This window comes from Acinetobacter higginsii, from assembly GCF_000369845.1.
Classification (GTDB): Bacteria; Pseudomonadota; Gammaproteobacteria; order Pseudomonadales; family Moraxellaceae; genus Acinetobacter; species Acinetobacter higginsii.
This window is the reverse complement of record NZ_KB850223.1, coordinates 137634-156178: the sequence shown is the minus strand read 5'-3', so window position 1 is coordinate 156178 and position 18545 is coordinate 137634. Positions and strand designations below refer to the sequence as shown.

General features: G+C 41.8%; 17 protein-coding genes and 1 pseudogene. 11 read left to right on the top strand and 7 right to left on the bottom strand.

Features of this window, described 5'->3' with window-relative positions:
* The first annotated feature begins 73 nt into the window (after positions 1-73).
* Both F885_RS01960 and F885_RS01965 read left to right on the top strand, forming a co-directional pair.
* The gene (locus F885_RS01960; RefSeq protein ID WP_004652394.1) at positions 74-1087 is read left to right on the top strand and encodes an AraC family transcriptional regulator; all 1014 of its coding nucleotides are present in this window, start codon (positions 74-76) and stop codon (positions 1085-1087) included.
* A 94-nt stretch (positions 1088-1181) separates the two neighbouring features.
* Positions 1182-1667, top strand: a complete 486-nt coding sequence (locus F885_RS01965) for a GNAT family N-acetyltransferase (RefSeq protein ID WP_005322500.1) — start codon at positions 1182-1184, stop codon at positions 1665-1667.
* Position 1668: 1 nt separating this feature from the next.
* On the opposite strand, the pseudogene F885_RS20920 reads toward F885_RS01965, so the two are convergent.
* The 3 genes and pseudogenes from F885_RS20920 to F885_RS01975 all read right to left on the bottom strand — a co-directional run bounded on the left by F885_RS20920 (position 1669) and on the right by F885_RS01975 (position 3820).
* Positions 1669-2100, bottom strand: a pseudogene (locus tag F885_RS20920) (NUDIX hydrolase).
* The gene (locus F885_RS01970) at positions 2097-2639 is read right to left on the bottom strand and encodes an AAA family ATPase (RefSeq protein WP_005322485.1); all 543 of its coding nucleotides are present in this window, start codon (positions 2637-2639) and stop codon (positions 2097-2099) included. The pseudogene F885_RS20920 and the gene F885_RS01970 overlap by 4 nt, the downstream one beginning before the upstream one ends.
* A gap of 83 nt (positions 2640-2722) precedes the next feature.
* On the bottom strand, positions 2723-3820 hold the full coding sequence (locus F885_RS01975) for an agmatine deiminase family protein (protein ID WP_032859863.1): 1098 nt from the start codon (positions 3818-3820) through the stop codon (positions 2723-2725).
* Positions 3821-4046: 226 nt separating this feature from the next.
* Here F885_RS01975 and F885_RS01980 point away from each other — a divergent pair, with 226 nt between their 5' ends.
* The 5 genes from F885_RS01980 (at position 4047) to F885_RS02000 (ending at position 9148) form a co-directional block, all read left to right on the top strand.
* The gene (locus F885_RS01980; RefSeq protein ID WP_005322481.1) at positions 4047-5252 is read left to right on the top strand and encodes an acetyl-CoA C-acetyltransferase; all 1206 of its coding nucleotides are present in this window, start codon (positions 4047-4049) and stop codon (positions 5250-5252) included.
* A 10-nt stretch (positions 5253-5262) separates the two neighbouring features.
* The gene (locus tag F885_RS01985; protein WP_005322479.1) at positions 5263-7398 is read left to right on the top strand and encodes a 3-hydroxyacyl-CoA dehydrogenase NAD-binding domain-containing protein; all 2136 of its coding nucleotides are present in this window, start codon (positions 5263-5265) and stop codon (positions 7396-7398) included.
* 166 nt (positions 7399-7564) lie between these two features.
* On the top strand, positions 7565-7789 hold the full coding sequence (locus tag F885_RS01990) for a hypothetical protein (protein WP_005322478.1): 225 nt from the start codon (positions 7565-7567) through the stop codon (positions 7787-7789).
* A gap of 66 nt (positions 7790-7855) precedes the next feature.
* A complete protein-coding gene (locus F885_RS01995; RefSeq protein ID WP_005322476.1) occupies positions 7856-8710 on the top strand; it encodes a patatin-like phospholipase family protein in 855 nt (284 codons plus the stop codon).
* Positions 8711-8911: 201 nt separating this feature from the next.
* Positions 8912-9148, top strand: a complete 237-nt coding sequence (locus F885_RS02000) for a hypothetical protein (RefSeq protein ID WP_005322474.1) — start codon at positions 8912-8914, stop codon at positions 9146-9148.
* A 38-nt stretch (positions 9149-9186) separates the two neighbouring features.
* Here the strand turns inward: F885_RS02000 and F885_RS02005 are convergent, their stop codons facing one another.
* Both F885_RS02005 and F885_RS02010 read right to left on the bottom strand, forming a co-directional pair.
* Positions 9187-9609, bottom strand: a complete 423-nt coding sequence (locus F885_RS02005; RefSeq protein ID WP_005322472.1) for a GNAT family N-acetyltransferase — start codon at positions 9607-9609, stop codon at positions 9187-9189.
* 17 nt (positions 9610-9626) lie between these two features.
* Entirely contained in the window at positions 9627-10844 is a 1218-nt protein-coding gene (locus tag F885_RS02010; protein ID WP_005322470.1) for a class I SAM-dependent methyltransferase, read from the bottom strand.
* 101 nt (positions 10845-10945) lie between these two features.
* On the opposite strand from F885_RS02010, the gene trhA reads away from it, so the two are divergent.
* From trhA to lpxO, 3 genes are all read left to right on the top strand, one after another.
* A complete protein-coding gene (gene trhA / locus F885_RS02015; RefSeq protein WP_032859861.1) occupies positions 10946-11587 on the top strand; it encodes a PAQR family membrane homeostasis protein TrhA in 642 nt (213 codons plus the stop codon).
* A 104-nt stretch (positions 11588-11691) separates the two neighbouring features.
* The gene (locus F885_RS02020; RefSeq protein ID WP_005206138.1) at positions 11692-13002 is read left to right on the top strand and encodes an MFS transporter; all 1311 of its coding nucleotides are present in this window, start codon (positions 11692-11694) and stop codon (positions 13000-13002) included.
* Positions 13003-13164: 162 nt separating this feature from the next.
* On the top strand, positions 13165-14070 hold the full coding sequence (gene lpxO / locus F885_RS02025) for a lipid A hydroxylase LpxO (RefSeq protein ID WP_005206139.1): 906 nt from the start codon (positions 13165-13167) through the stop codon (positions 14068-14070).
* A 64-nt stretch (positions 14071-14134) separates the two neighbouring features.
* Here the strand turns inward: lpxO and F885_RS02030 are convergent, their stop codons facing one another.
* Both F885_RS02030 and secA read right to left on the bottom strand, forming a co-directional pair.
* Positions 14135-14539 (bottom strand): thioredoxin domain-containing protein, encoded by a 405-nt coding sequence (locus F885_RS02030; RefSeq protein WP_004802827.1) that lies wholly within the window; start codon positions 14537-14539, stop codon positions 14135-14137.
* 150 nt (positions 14540-14689) lie between these two features.
* A complete protein-coding gene (gene secA / locus F885_RS02035; RefSeq protein ID WP_005322466.1) occupies positions 14690-17419 on the bottom strand; it encodes a preprotein translocase subunit SecA in 2730 nt (909 codons plus the stop codon).
* Between the two features lie 363 nt (positions 17420-17782).
* On the opposite strand from secA, the gene F885_RS02040 reads away from it, so the two are divergent.
* Positions 17783-18424 (top strand): peroxiredoxin, encoded by a 642-nt coding sequence (locus F885_RS02040; RefSeq protein ID WP_005322464.1) that lies wholly within the window; start codon positions 17783-17785, stop codon positions 18422-18424.
* The last annotated feature ends 121 nt before the right edge of the window (positions 18425-18545 follow it).

Below are 18545 nucleotides of genomic sequence, written 5' to 3'. Positions count from 1 at the left end.
TTGCCCAATTTGATATTTTAGACGGTTATTTAGGTCAATTATCGTGAATAGTAAAGAAACTGAAGGATTCAATATGAGCCGTGATACGATCAGCATCCACTTCGTGAATGCGGCTTTAACAGGTGTTAAACGCCTAGGCATGGACGTTGAAACGTTACTTTCACATGTCGGCATAGAGGCTGAACTGCTTCGCCAACCAAAGGCTCGAATCTCTCCTGAACAGTACACCCGTTTTGTAAAAATGTTATGGATGGTCACCCAAGATGAACACGTGGGTTTCGATGTACAGCCACGTCGCTTGGGTACATTCGCAATCATGTGTCAATTAATCATCCATTCCAAAACTCTTGGACAAGCACTGGAACTCTCCTCTCAATTCTACAAACTGTTTGGAGATGAATGGTCCGTTAGCTTGGAACGTGACAAGCATGAAGCACGTTTAGTCCCGCATATTCCTAAAGCTTTAGATCCTGATCATTTCATTACTGAAAGCATGCTGATGATCTGGCATGGTCTAGCATCATGGTTGATTGAACGTCGCCTACCTTTAGAGCGTGTGCATTTTGGTTATGAACGTCCGAATCATGCTGATGAATATGATGCATTGTTCTTTGCTCCAGTGATGCAATTCGATGCACCACGTACCGAAATTACCTTTGCAGCAGATTATCTGGATCTCCCAATCCGCCAAGATGAAAAGACTTTAGAAGAATTCTTGAAAGCAGCGCCTGCCCAACTGTTAGTGAAATTCAAAAATACCAACTCGTTGACTTCGCGTATTCGTGATGTATTAAAGAGCCAGATTGGCGAAGAAATGCCAACGCTCAACGATGTCGCGGCAATGTTGTATTTATCACCGCAAACCTTACGTCGTCGTTTGGCTGCGGAAGGCAAAAGCTATCAAGGGGTTAAGGATGCCTTGCGTCGTGATGCTGCGATTCATTTATTGTTGACTCCTAATCTCACCCTTGAAGATGTAGCTCAACAAGTCGGCTTTAGTGAAACCAGTACTTTCCACCGTGCCTTTAAGAAATGGACGGGGGTAACACCGGGTTTATATCGTCAGTTGCACGGTCATCATAACTAATAACAACAAAGCAATGTTCAACTGTATAAAGTTGAACATTGCTTTTTAAATATGCTAATAATCAAGTATACCTCTACAATTTGCTTGAATAACAATGATCATTAAAAAAGCTGACTTTTCTCATCCACAAGTTCAAAATTTGATTCATATCCATTTGCATGGTCTGCATCAAAACACCCCACTTGAACATAGTTTTGCATTAGACCTGAGTAGCCTGCAAAAAGATTCAATTAGTTTTTATACCTTGTGGAATGATGATCAATTACTGGGCTGTGGCGCAATCCAAGAACTGACACCCGACCACGCAGAAATCAAATCTATGCGGACTCATCCTGCCTATTTGCGTCAAGGGGTCGCAGCACAACTAATGGAATATTTGCTAAAACTTGCCCAGCAACGTCACTATCAAAAAGTCAGTTTAGAAACAGGAAAAGATAGTCACTTTGATGCAGCAATCAAACTTTATAAGAAGTTTGGTTTTGTTGAAGGTACAGCTTTCGCAGAATATACCGAATCACCCTATAACCAATTCTTTCATTTAGATTTGTCGAATGAGTCCACAAACCCAAGCTTGAGATGATCTACGCATTGAATAGCCATTGCTCAATGCCTTTTGGATAAACAGGATATTGAGTCAGTGCGATTTGTTCTCGACTTAGCCACTGTGCGATATAGCTATGTCCATTGGTTTCGCAACCCTGTATGTGGTGTTGCTTATAGATATGTGGGTCTATAAATTCAGCATCATATACAAACACAATTTCATGACCTTGCTGCCCATCAAAGCTAAATAGATTTTCCATGACGCAGACAAGTTTAGGTTGTGTCAGCTGCTACTGAATTTTTTCCAAGACCTCTCTTTCAATTGCCTGAATAGATGTTTCCCCAAACTCGATACCACCACCGATCGGTCTGAAAAAATGTTCATCCTTATTGGGATCATACGCTTTTGCAAGTAACACCTTTTCATTATGACGAAATAGGCATAACGCTTTTGCTCGAATAGACGTCATTGCACGGCCTTAATCTGTTCTAAAAATTTTGCTGCTTGTTTTGGAGAGGTTAAATGAATAAACCGAATATGCTGATAGTCAGGATTCTGCATCAAAGCTAAGTATTTTTTTCGGTTTTTTGGATAGGATTTAATTAACCAGATAAAAATAGATTCTTTGGACAGCATCAATTTTAAACTTTCCCGATTATTTGAATCTTCCCATAACTTTTTCCGACTGATCACACGCCCGAATGTACGCTTGGTCAAACGATATAAATTGATGTGAAAGGGATAATCTAACCAGATGACGGTATCTCCTTTCTCCATCATCATTGGAATAGTGCGGGTGTAAAGTCCATCAATGACCCACCCTGTCGCGGCATTTTTCATGGAGATTTTCAGCTTCAAAAACAAGGCTTCATTTGTCGACTCTTGCCAATCATCCAGCCAAAGTAAATTATCCAGTTCGATGTATTGTAATTGTTGTTTTTGCGCCAACTGTCGAGCAAACGTCGATTTACCAGAACCTGTGGTACCAATAATATTAATAAACTTCATTTGTTATTAGCACAATTAAAAGGCAGGTGAGTTTAAACAACTTGCATCGGCTTGTGAATCAGCAGATGCAAGTTGCAAATCAATTACTTATCTCGAGCAGCTTGAATCAGTTTCGCAGCATTGTCCCCAGTCACCTGCCAAGTGAGGCAACGCACGCTACCGCCCATTGGACAAACACTTTCAGCATTTACAGGAATGACTTTCTTACTGGTATTCTGCTTGATGATCGTTAATGCTTTTTGATCATGCGGCATATTAAAGGTTGGCACATAAATATTGTGATGTGTGACCGTGGCATTTAAATTCACACCACATGCTGACTCAAAACCTTCCCATTGCCCTTTGGGATTGGTCTTATATTCAACAGGCACTTCCACAATTTTTGCAGTTGGAAATGATGCTTTTAACTCCTTCATTACGGTTGTTCTAAATGATGGTGTTTTTGAATAGTCATTCACAAGCAAAGTATTTTTATCCACCCAACTGACCATGCCATCTGAATGTGCCAGCACTTCTTCATCTGGTTCTAAGATGGCAACTTCGGTTGCACCCAACGTAGCCTTTAACTCTTGTTTGGCCTCGTTATAGCTAAGCTCATTATCTTCCATAAAACGTGTAGTGGTAATGACACGACCCGCATAATCATCAACAAGGTTACCACCATCAATCATCAAATCAGTTTTAGCTCTTTGAATTTTATAACGATCAGCAAACTGACTGAAACTTTTTTGCACATCTTTACTTTGTTTCTTGGTCATCGAGGCCCAAGTATAGGTAAATTGCACAGGCTGCATTGGATTAACCGTAGTAAAGTCGCGCATCCAGATATCACGGACATCATCCACCAGTAAAATATCTTCAGGCACTTTGCCCGTGAAATAAGGCTTGGTATCCTCATCCACCAAAATCACGACATTGTCATTACCCAAAATTGATTTTGCATAATCAATCTGAAAATCTACAATTCGTTGAAAAGCAGATTTGTAATACGGATCATGTACAGAAGGTGCAGACAACACCAATAGCATTTTGTCATCAGCAGCTTGATTTGAATAGGTTTGGCTCACCTTGTTTTTATCCTCGATTGTTTTGTTATTTTCAATATTCCGTCCAGATGAATCACATCCAAAAAGTGACAAGATCAATGCCATGGCAGCATAGTGACGCATTCGTTTTATCATGTGCTTTCGCCCATCTTTTCTATCAATCATTTCCAAATGCTAGTCTAATCGAAGATGTCACAAGACATGCAGAAAAATACCAAATTTAACGCTTGGCTTGATTACTCACGCAACCTATCAAATTGGCGAAAAACATCAAACTTGCCAATGTTTATCATCATTGCACTGACACTTAAATTGAGTACACTCGATAAACAACAATTTTAAGGTGATACAAGGAAAACCTATGAGCGAGGCCTACATTATTGATGCCATTCGCACACCACGCGGAAAAGGGAAAAAAGACGGCTCACTGCATGAAGTCAAACCGATTACTTTACTCACATCATTACTGAATGAATTACAACAACGCCATCAACTTGACACCTCAAAAGTCGATGACATTGTCTTAGGTTGTGTCACACCAATTGCAGACCAAGGCGGTGATATTGCTAAAACTGCGGCTATTGCAGCAGGCTGGAATGATGATGTTGCTGGTGTGCAAATCAACCGTTTCTGTGCATCTGGTTTGGAAGCAGTCAATTTGGCAGCACAAAAAGTCCGCTCTGGTTGGGAAGATATCGTCGTCGCAGGCGGTGTGGAATCCATGTCACGTATCCCGATGGGCTCTGATGGCGGCCCATGGGCACTTGATCCTGAAACCAACTTAAAATCTTCTTTTGTACCACAAGGCGTTGGCGCGGACTTGATCGCAACCTTAGATGGCTATAGCCGAGAAGATGTCGATGCCTTTGCAGTCGGCTCACAACAAAAAGCAGCGGCTGCACAGGCCAAAGGTTATTTCGATAAATCCGTCGTTCCTGTTAAAGATCATTCGGGTGTACTGATCTTAGAAAAAGATGAATTTATTCGGGGTGCGACCACGGTTGAAGGCTTGGCAAAACTGAATGCCAGTTTTGAAATGATGGGACAAATGGGCTTCGATGCGGTTGCGCTACAGAAGTATCCTGAAGCGCAAAAAATTAACCATGTGCATCATGCGGGTAACTCATCGGGCATCGTTGATGGTGCTGCGGTGGTGTTATTGGCTTCTGAAAAAGCCGTCAAAGAACAAGGCTTAAAACCACGTGCCAAAGTGTTGGCAACGGCATTGGTGGGGACTGACCCAACCATTATGCTCACGGGTCCTGCACCGGCTGCGCGTAAAGCCTTGGCCAAAGCGGGCTTAACGATTGATGATATTGACCTATTTGAAGTCAATGAAGCCTTTGCGGCCGTGGTGATGCGTTTTATCAATGAACTCAAGGTTCCTGCCGAGAAAGTCAATGTGAACGGCGGTGCAATTGCAATGGGTCATCCATTGGGTGCAACGGGTGCCATGATTTTAGGAACTTTGTTAGACGAGTTAGAACGTCAAGGCAAAAAACGTGGCCTAGCCACATTGTGTGTTGGTGGTGGGATGGGGATCGCCACCATTATTGAGTTGGTGTAAGGAGCACAACATGAGCGCTATTAAATACGAAAAAAACGCTGACAATATTGTAATTCTTACCCTTGATTCATCTGGTCAATCTGCCAATACCATGAATGCAGAATTCCGTGATTCACTCAATGACGTCAGCCAAAAGCTCAAAGCGGAAACGGATCTAAAAGGCTTTATTTTCCGTTCAGCCAAGAAAACCTTCTTTGCAGGCGGTGACTTGGATGAGTTGATTCAGGTTCAACCTGAACATGCCACTGAATTTTTCAAAATGATTGAAGAACTCAAGGGTGACTTACGTACGATTGAAACTTTAGGTGTACCTGTTGTTGCTGCCTTAAATGGTACAGCGCTCGGTGGTGGTTGGGAAATTGCTTTAGGCTGTCATTACCGTATTGCCATCAATGATCCAAAAACCAAATTTGGTTTACCTGAAGTTACTTTAGGCTTGCTGCCAGGTGGTGGTGGTATCGTGCGTATGGTACGTTTACTTGGCTTACAAAATGCATTTCCATTCCTGATGGAAGGTAAGCAGTTTGGCGTGGAAAAAGCGAAGTCGCTCGGTTTAGTACATGACACTGCTGAGAACGAACAAGAGCTGTTAGACAAAGCCATTGCTTGGGTCAAAGCTAACCCTAAATCTCAACAGCCATTTGATGTCAAAGGCTACAAGATTCCAGGTGGCGATCCGAAAACGCCTGCGGTGGCACAAGTGCTTGCAATTGCTCCTGCAATGCTACGTGATAAAACCAAAGGCTGTTACCCTGCGCCTGAAGCGATCATGGCGGCAGCAGTAGAAGGTGCACAGGTTGATGTTGATACCGCTTTGCGTATCGAGTCACGTTACTTTACGCAACTCACAGTCGGTCAGATTTCTAAAAATATGATCGGTACTTTCTGGCATGGTCTCAATGCAATCAAGTCTGGCGCAAGCCGCCCTGCTGAAGTTGCAAAATGGCAAGCCACTAAAGTCGGTGTGTTAGGTGCGGGGATGATGGGTGCAGGCATTGCCTATTCAACTGCAATCAAAGGCATCCCTGTCGTACTCAAAGATGTCTCTGTTGAAAACGCAGAGAAAGGTAAAGCCTACTCACAAAAGCTTCTCGACAAACGTGTTTCACAAGGTCGTATGACCGCAGAAAAGCGTGACCAAGTTTTAGCCCTGATTACTGCAACGGCAAATGCAGCAGATCTGCAAGGCTGTGATTTGATTATCGAAGCAGTATTTGAGAACCAAGAACTAAAAGCCAAAGTGACGCAAGAAGCTGAACAATATTTGGCTGAAGGTGGAATCTTTGCATCAAATACCTCTACCCTACCAATCACTGGTTTGGCGACGGCGAGTAAAGATGCTCAAAAGTTCATTGGACTACATTTCTTTAGTCCAGTCGATAAAATGCAATTGGTTGAAATTATCAAAGGTAAACAGACCTCTGCTGATACATTGGCGAAGGCTTACGACTTTGTTCAGCAAATTGCCAAAACCCCAATTGTCGTGAATGACAGCCGAGGCTTCTTCACCAGCCGCGTATTTGGTACTTTCATTCAAGAAGGGATGCGTCTACTTGCAGAAGGTGTGCATCCAGCCAAAATTGAAATGGCAGCACTGAAAGCAGGTATGCCGGTTGGCCCACTTGCCATTCAGGATGAAGTCTCTCTAACCTTAACTGAACATGTTGCAGCAGAAACCCGTAAAGCTCTGCAAGCAGAAGGCAAAGATTTACCGAAAACCCCAGTGGATGAGGTGGTACATACCATGATTCATGAGCTGAACCGTAAAGGTAAGGCTGCGGGTGCAGGTTTCTATGACTATCCGGAAAATGGCAAAAAGCATTTATGGGATGGGCTCAGTCGTTGGCAGAAAGACAACAGCATTTCTGAGCAAGACATGATTGATCGTTTCCTATTTGTACAAGCACTGGATACTTTACGCTGCTATGAAGAAGGTGTTTTAGAATCTGTGATTGATGCCAATGTCGGTTCAATTTTCGGAATTGGTTTTGCTCCATGGACAGGCGGTGCCATTCAATTCCTGAATCAAAATGGCATTCAAAAATCATTGCAACGTGCCGAGCAACTGACTGCTCAATATGGTGAGCGTTTTACGCCACCAAAGTTATTGAAAGAAAAAGCACAGCAAAATACTGTGATTCAATAATCTCTATTTAGCCAAGCCAATTAAGGCCCGTATGGAACTCCGTGTCTGTACGGGCTTTTTTATGCGTTCGACAAAATCACAGCAAAACATCTGAGTAATACATCACAATTTATGCTATAACTTTCTCAATTCTGCTTTATTTTTTTGCATCATTTGGAAATTTCTTATGTCTGAAAAACTCTGCCCAGAAACTTCGCCTTGGGGTTGGAAAGCATTAATTATCACCACAATTCTCAGCGTACTGTTTATGGTGATTTTCTACTTGGCTATTAATAATGAACCAGATTATATGCCAATGAACCAGAAGAAAGCGGCTACCCCAGCTGAAATGTCACACTCATCAGTGACAACAGAAACAGGCTCGACCGAAGCACATCAACACAATCACTAAAGTGTTATTGTCGAATATGATAAATCCGTGTAAAACATGGGTTTATCATGATATTCGAGATTTTCAATGCTTCAACAAAATCGTCAGGCACTGGTCGTTGAAGGCGGTGGAATGCGCGGTGCATTCACCAGCGGTGTCTTAGATGCATTTTTACAGCAACAATTTAATCCCTTTGATCTCTGCGTTGGTGTCTCTTCTGGTTCAACCAATGTCGCCAATTACCTCGCTGCTCAGCAAGGCCGTACCTTACAAATCTATTTAGATCACTCTCTACGTACCGAATTTATCCAATATCGTCGCTTTTTCAAGGGTGGTGACTTACTGGACTTAAAATGGATGTGGGATGTGGTAGAAAAAGAGCATCCACTCAATCAAGCCCATCTATTTGCCAATCATCCTGAATTTTATATGGTATTAACCCATGCCATTTCAGGTGAAGCCACTTATATCAAAGCATCTAAGGACAATATCTTAGAAGGTTTAAGAGCATCCAGTTCAATTCCAGTCTTAACTCGGCAAGCGGTTGAAGTCTTCGGTGAGCCTTATTTTGATGGCGGTGTTGCAGATGCCTTACCCGTGCATTGGGCAGCGCAACAGCATAATGTTTCCAAGTTAATGGTACTCAGAACTCGTCCAAAAAATTATTATAAAGCCAGCAGTAAAGGTGATCAGTTCCTTGCCAAATACCTGTTTAAACAGCAACGTGGTTTTGCACAAAGTTTATTAACGCGAACTCAACGTTATAACGATGCCGTCGAATTTACCCGCTCGGCCTCTGGTCAGAAAATTCTGGAAGTTTGCCCACCTGATTTAAAAAATATGGCAGGTCGACTTTCAAAGAATAAAGCCAAAATCCGTTATAGCTATGATGTCGGGATAGAAACAGGTTTAAAGGCAATTGAGGATTGGAATAGGCTTTAATCCTGATCCAATCAATTTCAATTCTACGTTGGATAGCGAAGCTTTTTTTAAATTCAACCATGACAGCAGGTTCTTGGTAATACGCTTCGCTATCTAAAGTATGAGCTCATCTCTTATCCTCAATTCCATATTTCTACTTGGCAAATCAGCCCCAAAAGGCGCAAAATCTAGTTTTGTTTTTTGTTATTTTTGGAATTTATTATGAATAATCAACCATCCCCAAAAAAAGATTCAAATGAAGAAACGGTATTGGGATGGAAATTTGTCATCATTGTTGGCGTACTGAGTACCATCTTTTTAAGCTTTTTCTATTTGGCCATGACCCAAGAACCGGATTATATGCCAGGCGCACAACGTAAAGCACAACAACAGGAACATACTCAAAATAGCTCTTCAGCGAGTTCTGAAGTGGCTGCCCAAACTCAGCAACAGCCATAAACTCAGTCCAATTCAAGCTCATTCACTTCATTGTGAATTTACTGTAGAAGTGGCATCCGCATTTCAATATGAGGGATGCCACACTCATCATATTCATCCCCTTGCACAAAAAAACCAAGCTGCTGATAAAATGACATTGCATGGACTTGTGAAGACAAATGCAGGAATATACGTCCCTGCTGCTTCGCAAAAGCAATAATCTCCAGCATAATCATTTGACCAAGACCTTGCCCCCGATAAGCCTTAAGCACAGCAACGCGCCCCACACTATTATTTTGTAATAATCGTCCTGTCGCAATCGGCTGATCCTGATCATAGATAACAAAGTGTTGTGAGATCGCATCTTGCTCATCCCACTCATCCGCTTCAGCAATACCTTGTTCCCGAATAAAAACCAATGTTCGGATCAATTTCGCATCTTGCTGTAATTGATCCCAATTTCCCTGTTTGACTTGGTACATCGTTTTCTCTGTTTTAATTAACACTTACAGCCAATATTCTCGACTGGCATCTGATCTTGCAATAATAATTCCAGACTCTGTTTTTCAATCCCATACATGGTTTTCAACGCTTGGATTTGCTGCATGATTTTTGCATCAGGTTGTTGAACATCCTTTCGTTTCGTCGCCAAAATCATTTTATTCTTACTAGTATGTTCCAAAGACACAAACTCAAAAACTTTGGTTTCATAACCATAGGCTTTAAGTAGTAACGCACGCAAAGTATCGGTCAACATTTCAGCCTGTTGTCCTGCATGAATGCCGAATTGCAACATCGGCTGTAACACCTCTGGACTTTGTAGCTGTGGACGGAGTTCCTTATGGCAACACGGTGCGCACATAATCATCGATGCATTCAGACGAATACCAGTATGAATGGCAAAGTCAGTCGCAATATCACAGGCATGCAATGCAATCATCACATCTAACTTTTCTGGCTGATAGCTACGCACATCCCCTTCAAAGAAATCCAGATGACTAAAACCCGTTTGATCAGCCACATTCTGGCAAAACTCAACCAGATTCGAACGCAGTTCAACCCCCGTAATTAACGGTGTTTTCTGCTGCGCCTGCAAATAGTCATATAAAGCAAAAGTTAAATAGCCCTTACCTGAACCAAAATCGACAATATTCAATTCTTGCTGTGAAGCGTCAATCTGCTCATAGGCATGCGAAAAAATTTCAATAAATTTATTAATTTGCTTCCACTTGCGCGCCATACTTGGAACGATTTGTCCTTTTTCATCAGTAATACCGAGATGCTTTAAAAATGGACTTTGCTGTTGTACATAGCGCTGCTTTTCACGATCGTGCTGCTGTTGCCCAACTTTGTCGGTAGATGCCTGTTTCTTCTGAGTGTTCAACATGGCTTTCTTTTTATTTTTCTTCAGTTGAACGTCTTGTTCAGTACTAAAGAGATTGGCTTGCTTAGACAGACTCAATAACTCAGCAATCTTTTCCAAACCTTCGGCAATACTATAATTTTTAGTGATGTCTTGTGTGGTGTGATGGTATAAGCAAGACAAGTTTGCCTGTCCCTGCAGTTCAATCACACGAAATGTCATCTTTTCTAGTTGCGCTATTTCGCCTTTGTACTGACTCAAAATCAGGCGGTCAAAGCTTTTATTTTCAATAGATTGCTGGATATCCAAGAAAAACTGCTGTTCTTGTTCAAAAGAAAAATTCGGCGCAAACATAATGAAAACCTGACAAATAGAAACTAAATTTTAAAGCGTCTTACTTTAAAAGGGAAATTGCATTACGATACAGTTGTATTTTTATGCAACCAGATCGCTTGATGAACACAAACACATTGCTGGACTATGACCCCAAAGAAGAACTGATTAATGCCTATAGCCACGGCGCTGGCGCAGTACTGGCTTTAATTGCCTCAATCTTTTTGATCATCAAAGGCTATGGCCTGCCTTTAGGACATTGGATCAGTTTATGGGTATATGGTTTTAGCCTAGTGCTGTTACTCAGTAGTTCCATGCTGTATCACTTTGCCCAAGATGAACGCAAACGCTATTGGTATAAAAAACTGGATCATACCGCGATTTACTATCTCATTGCAGGCACCTACACCCCTTTTCTCAGTATTGCCATCCCAACCGCCAAAGCGCATTACTTACTAATCGCCTTATGGGCCATTGCTCTGATCGGTACTTTGTTCAAACTGGTATTCATTCATCGCTTCCAAAAACTTTCTCTAGCCGCCTATTTAGTCATGGGTTGGCTGGCGGTTTTGGTGATGGATGATATGCAACGTTATCTGTCTAAAGAAGCGGTGCAACTACTGATTGCAGGTGGTTTGGCTTATACCATCGGCACATTGTTTTATGCCTTAAAAAAGGTAAGATATACCCACGCAATTTGGCATGTTTTTGTGCTATTAGGCGCAGGATTACACTTTTTGGCAATCTACTGTTATGTATTATAAGTCCATATATAGCATTAAGTTTTCGAAGTAAAACTGCACATTCAAAAGGAATTTTCAAGACAACCGCTATTCTGTTTCTTGAATGAATAACATGAAGGTCTTGTATGTCGTCAAGCACTACGACTGCCACCCCAGAAGTGGCCAGCAATTCAAAAGTACGGGTATTATTTGCTAGCCTTGTCGGTACGACAATTGAGTTTTTTGACTTTTATATCTACGCCACAGCAGCAGTACTCATTTTTCCACACTTATTTTTCCCTGAAAGTAGCGATGGCGCTGCGGTGCTCAAGTCACTTGCGACCTTTGCGATTGCTTTTATTGCCCGCCCAATTGGTGCTGCAATTTTCGGACATCTCGGTGACCGAATCGGACGTAAAGCCACATTGGTTGCTGCTTTACTGACCATGGGTATTTCAACTGTCTGTATCGGCCTACTACCAACCTATGCACAAATTGGCCTTGCTGCGCCTCTATTGCTTGCCTTATGCCGTTTGGGTCAAGGTTTAGGCTTAGGTGGTGAATGGAGCGGTGCGGTACTGCTTGCCACTGAGAATGCACCAGAGGGCAAGCGTGCTTGGTATGGTATGTTCCCACAACTCGGCGCACCAATCGGTTTCATCCTTGCAACAGGCTCATTTTTATTACTCAATGCTTTTATGTCTGAACAAGCATTCATGACATGGGGTTGGCGTATTCCATTTATTGCAAGTGCTGTGCTGGTTTTGGTCGGTTTATACATCCGTTTAAAGTTGCATGAAACCCCCGCTTTCCAGAAAGTATTAAACAAGCAAAAAGAAGTGAATGTACCGTTTAAAGAGGTCATGACCAAGCATTTACCAATGCTCATCCTCGGTACGATTGCAGCAATCTGTACTTTCGTGGTGTTCTATCTCACCACCGTATTTGCCTTGAACTGGGGCACCACCAAGCTCGGCTATGCTCGTGGTGAATTCCTAGTATTGCAACTGGTAGCGACTTTATGTTTTGCTGCCTTTATTCCCCTATCTGCAATTTTTGCAGAGAAATTTGGCCGTAAAAATACATCAATTGCAGTATGTATTCTTTCAGCCTTGTTCGGACTATGTTTTGCGCCACTACTCGGCTCAGGTAGCCCAATTCTGGTGTTCTTGTTCTTATGTATCGGTCTTTCGATTATGGGCTTAACCTATGGTCCAATTGGTACCGTATTGTCAGAAATCTTTCCAACTTCAGTTCGCTATACAGGCTCAGCTTTAACTTTTAACTTGGCAGGCATTTTCGGCGCATCCTTTGCACCGTATATCGCAACCAAGTTGGCAGAAAGTTATGGCTTAGGTGCAGTTGGTTTATATTTAAGTCTGGCTTCCATTTTATCGTTGATCGCATTTTTAATGATTCGTGAAACCAAGCATGATGATGTAAATAACCAAATTTAATCATTATTTTTCAGATGATCTGTGAAAAATACACGCTCAGATCATCTGAAATACCATTCAATTGCATAGTTTTTATCTTATAAAGTTGCGCTTAGGGCTGCATTCTTCCAAATATTTTTTGTGCTAAAATAACCGCCTTCATTTTTTTTAGACGATTGTGTTATGTACGCAGTGATTATCGTTGCCGTATTTTTAGTCAGCTTTTTGTATACCTATTTACGGGGTAAAGAGCGCTTAAAAGCATCTCGACAATTATTTGACCATTCGACATTTTTAGCACCGATCAACATGTTTATGACGGGCTTTTCTAAGTTGCCGAATCAGGCTTTCTTCGATGTGGCACAGTTCCCAGAACTGAAACCATTGCAGGATAACTGGCAAGTGATTCGTGAAGAAGCCATTCAACTGCAAAATCAAATTAAAGCTTCTGAAAAAAACAATGATGCAGGCTTTAATACCTTCTTTAAACGAGGCTGGAAACGATTTTATCTGAAATGGTATCAAGATAGTCATCCATCTGCACATCAACTCTGTCCAAAAACGGTAGCGTTACTGGAAAGTATTCCATCAGTCAAAGCTGCCATGTTTACCGAATTGCCTTCTGGCAGCTACTTAGGTAAACACCGTGATCCTTATGCAGGATCGGTACGTTATCATCTTGGTCTAGTGACACCCAATAGCGATGATTGCTTTATCGAAGTCGATCAAGAGCGTTATAGCTGGAGAGATGGTGAAGCTACCGTCTTTGATGAAACCTTTGTGCATTGGGCTGAAAACAAAACCGATGAAACCCGTATTATCTTATTCTGTGACATCGAACGCCCGATGAAATGGGGTTGGGCACAAAAGTTTAATCACTGGTTTGGTCGTAATGTCATGTCTGCGGCAAGTTCGCCCAATGATGACCAAGACAAAACTGGTTTTATTAACCGTATTTTTAAATACGGCTATGCTGTGCATCACTATGGCCGTGGCCTAAAAGAGCGTAATCGCCCACTTTACTACGTATCAAAGTGGCTGCTTTTTGCTATCCTGATTGGCTTAATTTTATTACCAAGCTTTTTATAATAAAATTCTTCCATAAAAAAAGAGATGCAATTGCATCTCTTTTTTTATTCCAAACAAATTGAAATTAATTTGCTTTAGCAGTCTGAGTACCTGCAGTTTGTGCCGCAGCCGCATTAGCTGCCTGAACAGCTGTTTCACCGATTAAAGCAATCTTCGCTTTCTCTTGGCTTTGTGCTGATAATGCAGGGTTTGATGCCACAATACGGTTAATATTTGCTGAGTTTGCAGGTGCGATTGCAGCAGTTTGCAATACGATTGGGCGGTTGCCTGTATCACCTAAGGTATAGCGAATGCCAGTACGTGGACTAATCACAGTTGTTACTTCACGCTTGACTTGCGCTTCAGCTGTATTGGTACCTTTTGCTGCCAATACTTTATCCACAGTTGTAGTTTGTGGTGCATCGTCTGCAAATGCAAAACCAGATACCGCCGCAGTTGCCAAAATTAAAAGTTGTAATGGTTTTTTCATTGTCTTCCCGCTTTTAATGCGAACTCAATCAAGATCTGTAAGTCCAATAATGAAACTACAAAGCGTGCTTGGACTCAAGTAAATTCTCGTAAAAAAAAGCAGAGACCACTGCTCTGCTTTTTTTATTTCAGCTTAAATCAAGTCATGAACTTAGATTTTACCGTGACATTGTTTATATTTCAGACCTGAACCACATGGACAAGGCGCATTACGACTTTCTGGTACTGGGAATGCATTTTCTGTCACTTCAGTTTCTTCAAAAGCAGTGACTTCACCCGTTAAACCATCAACATCATCATGTTCGAAAGACAGACGCATTGATTCAGCCTGACGTTGTTGCTGTGCTTCAAGTTCAGCTAACTCTTCTGCTGTCGGCACATGCACACGGGAAAGGTCCGTCACGACATCAGACTTGATCACACCCAACATATTCACAAACAAGTTAAAGGCTTCTTTCTTGTATTCTTGCTCAGGATTCTTCTGCGCATAACCACGTAAATGAATACCTTGACGCAGATAATCCATCGCCGCTAAATGATCTTTCCAATGGCGATCAAGTGAATTCAACATAAAGTGACGTTCAAGCATTGCTGCTGATTCATCACCCATTTGTTCACGGCGTTGACGATAACGTGCAATTACTTCATCAGTAATGCGTGCAATCAAACCGTCCTCATCTAAACGACGATCTTGGTCTAGCCATTGCTGTACAGGCAAGTCAATACCTAAATCTGCATGTAAAGCATTTTCCAAGCCTTCGATATCCCACTGATCATGAACCGACTCAGGTGGAATAAAGTCCGCAATTAAACCCTTCACCACTTCTTGATGCATTTCTTCGATGTAATCTTGTAAAGTGCTTTCAGCCAATACTTCATCACGTTGCGAATAAATGATCTTACGTTGTTCGTTGTTTACATCATCGTATTTCAATAAGTTCTTACGAATATCAAAGTTACGTGCTTCAACTTTACGCTGCGCATTTTCGATTGAACGACTGACCATTTTGTGTTCAATCGCTTCACTTTCTTGTAAGCCCATCGCACGCATCATGGCAACCACACGATCACCCGCGAAGATACGCATCAAGTCATCTTCAAGCGATAAATAGAAACGAGATACACCAGGGTCACCTTGACGACCTGCACGGCCACGTAACTGGTTATCAATACGACGTGATTCGTGACGTTCAGAACCAATGATATGCAAACCACCCGAATTTAAAACATCCTCGTGATCTTTTTCCCATTGTGCTTGTAAGCGTGCTTCATCTTCAGGCGTTGAATTTTCAATTTTGGCAAGCTTGGCTTTCCAGTTACCACCCAGCAAAATATCTGTACCACGACCCGCCATGTTGGTCGCAATCGTCACCGCATTTGGACTACCCGCTTGCGCAATAATATCCGCTTCACGTTCGTGCTGTTTTGCGTTCAAGACTTCGTGATGAATACCTGCTTGTAGCAACTTAGAAGACAAGATTTCACTTGCTTCAATTGTCGCAGTACCAATCAAGATCGGTGCAACACCCTGCTGACGAATATTGGTAATTTCTTCAATAATCGCGGTGTATTTACCATTACGGTTTAAATAAATTAAATCGTTATGATCCTTACGAACCATTGGACGGTGCGTTGGAATAATGACAACATCTAGGCCATAAATTTCTTTCATTTCCGCAGCTTCAGTATCGGCAGTACCTGTCATACCTGAAAGCTTTTTATATAGACGGAAATAATTCTGGAAAGTTGTGGTTGCAAGCGTTTGGTTCTCAGGTTGAATTTCCATGCTTTCTTTGGCTTCAACCGCTTGGTGCAAGCCTTCTGACCAGCGACGACCAGGCATGGTACGACCCGTGCTTTCATCCACAATAATGACTTCTTCTTTCTGAGTCTGTGGATTAACGCCAATGATGTAGTGCACATTCTTTTGATAAAGATAGTGTGCACGAATCGCTGCAGTGACATGGTGAACTAAATTCAGGTTAGTTGCTGAATAAAGACTCTCGCCTTCAGCCAACAAGCCCATTTCAATCAGTTTTTGCTCAACCGTTTCATAGCCGACTTCAGTCATTTCAACTGAACGTTGTTTCTCATCGACCCAGAAATGCCCACCATCAGCCACTTTTTCTTCTTTCTGTGGACGTAATGTTGGAGGAATACTGTTAATCAGTTGATAAAGATGAGATGAATCTTCACTTTGACCAGAAATAATTAATGGCGTACGTGCTTCATCAATTAGAATTGAGTCGACTTCATCGATGATGGCATAGCTTAAACCACGCTGCTTTTTCTCTTGTAGAGAAAACACCATATTGTCACGTAGATAGTCGAAACCGAATTCGTTATTGGTACCGTAAGTAATATCAGCAGTATACGCTTGTGCTTTTTCAGCAGGCATTTGCATGGAGTAAATCACACCAATGCTCAAGCCTAAGAATTCGAATAATGGACGGTTTAACTCAGCATCACGTTGTGCCAAGTAGTCGTTCACCGTAATCACGTGAACGCCTTGACCGCTTAATGCATTAAGATAACAAGCCAAAGTACCCATCAGGGTTTTACCTTCACCTGTACGCATTTCGGCAATTTTACCTTCGTGCAAGGTAATACCACCAATCAACTGCACGTCATAATGGCGCATGCCCATGACACGTTTTGCTGCTTCACGACACACCGCAAACGCTTCTGGCATTAACTTATCTAAACTTTCGCCATTACTAAAACGTTGTTTGAATTCTGGAGTTTTTGCAGAGAGGTCTGCATCGTTAAGAGCAGATATCGTCGGTTCAAGCGCATTAATTTGTTCAACAATTTTACGCATGCGTTTGAGCTCGCGCTCATTTTTTGTACCGAAGATACCTCCGATCAGACTTGCCAACATGAATAAACTCTCTAATCCTGTTTGTTATAAGGTTTGTCAATTTCAACAAACCCTAGGTCGGTTAATTTTTTCTTAGCTGTTATTATGGAGTCAGAAATAAGAACTACAAGTGCTTTGCATTCAAACAGGCAAAAAAATCTGCGAGGCGATTCTGACATCACACAACCAAAGAGCGTTAATGTAGCAAATTTGCATTTAACTTACATCGATTTGAATGTGTATTTCTGATCATTTTTTAGCATCACTACTTATTCATATCCAAAAAATTCATAACAAAATGAAAAAACAATCTTTTTATTTATAAAGAGAATACTGCATATTGAATAGAGATAGAAAACATAAAGAATGTATAGAGGACTGATCATGACATTACGTTTAGGCGACATCGCCCCAAATTTCCAACAACAATCAAGCCAAGGCGATATTGATTTCTATGGCTTTTTAGGGGATAGCTGGGGAATCCTTTTTTCCCATCCTGCCGACTACACCCCAGTCTGTACCACGGAACTTGGCTATACCGCAAAGCTAAAAGATGAGTTTGACAAGCGCGGAGTGAAAGCCATCGCCCTTTCAGTTGATGATGTTGAATCACATCAAGGCTGGATTCAGGACATCAACGAAACGCAGAACACCACGGTCAACTTCCCGATTATCGCAGACAAAGACCGTAAAGTTTCTGAGCTGTATGGCTTTATTCATCCAAATGCCAGTGAGACTTTAACGGTACGTTCATTGGTGATTATTGACCCGAACAAGAAAGTTCGTTTGATTATTACCTATCCTGCATCGACAGGCCGTAATTTTAATGAAGTATTGCGGGTGGTAGATTCACTACAATTAACTGACAAGCATAAAGTAGCAACCCCAGCAAACTGGCAACATGGTGAAGATGTGGTGATTGTGCCTTCATTGAAAGATGAAGAAGAAATCAAACAACACTTCCCGAAAGGCTATAAGGCGGTCAAACCTTATTTAAGACTCACCCCCCAGCCTGAACAAGATTAAAGCGTATGCTTTAATCGCAGTGCAAGACAAACGGAGTGCGTAGTAGAGTATAAACCCAAGCAGTCAGAAAATAATATTAAATCTGAATAACATGCATCTCAGCCTATCCTCCGGATAGGCT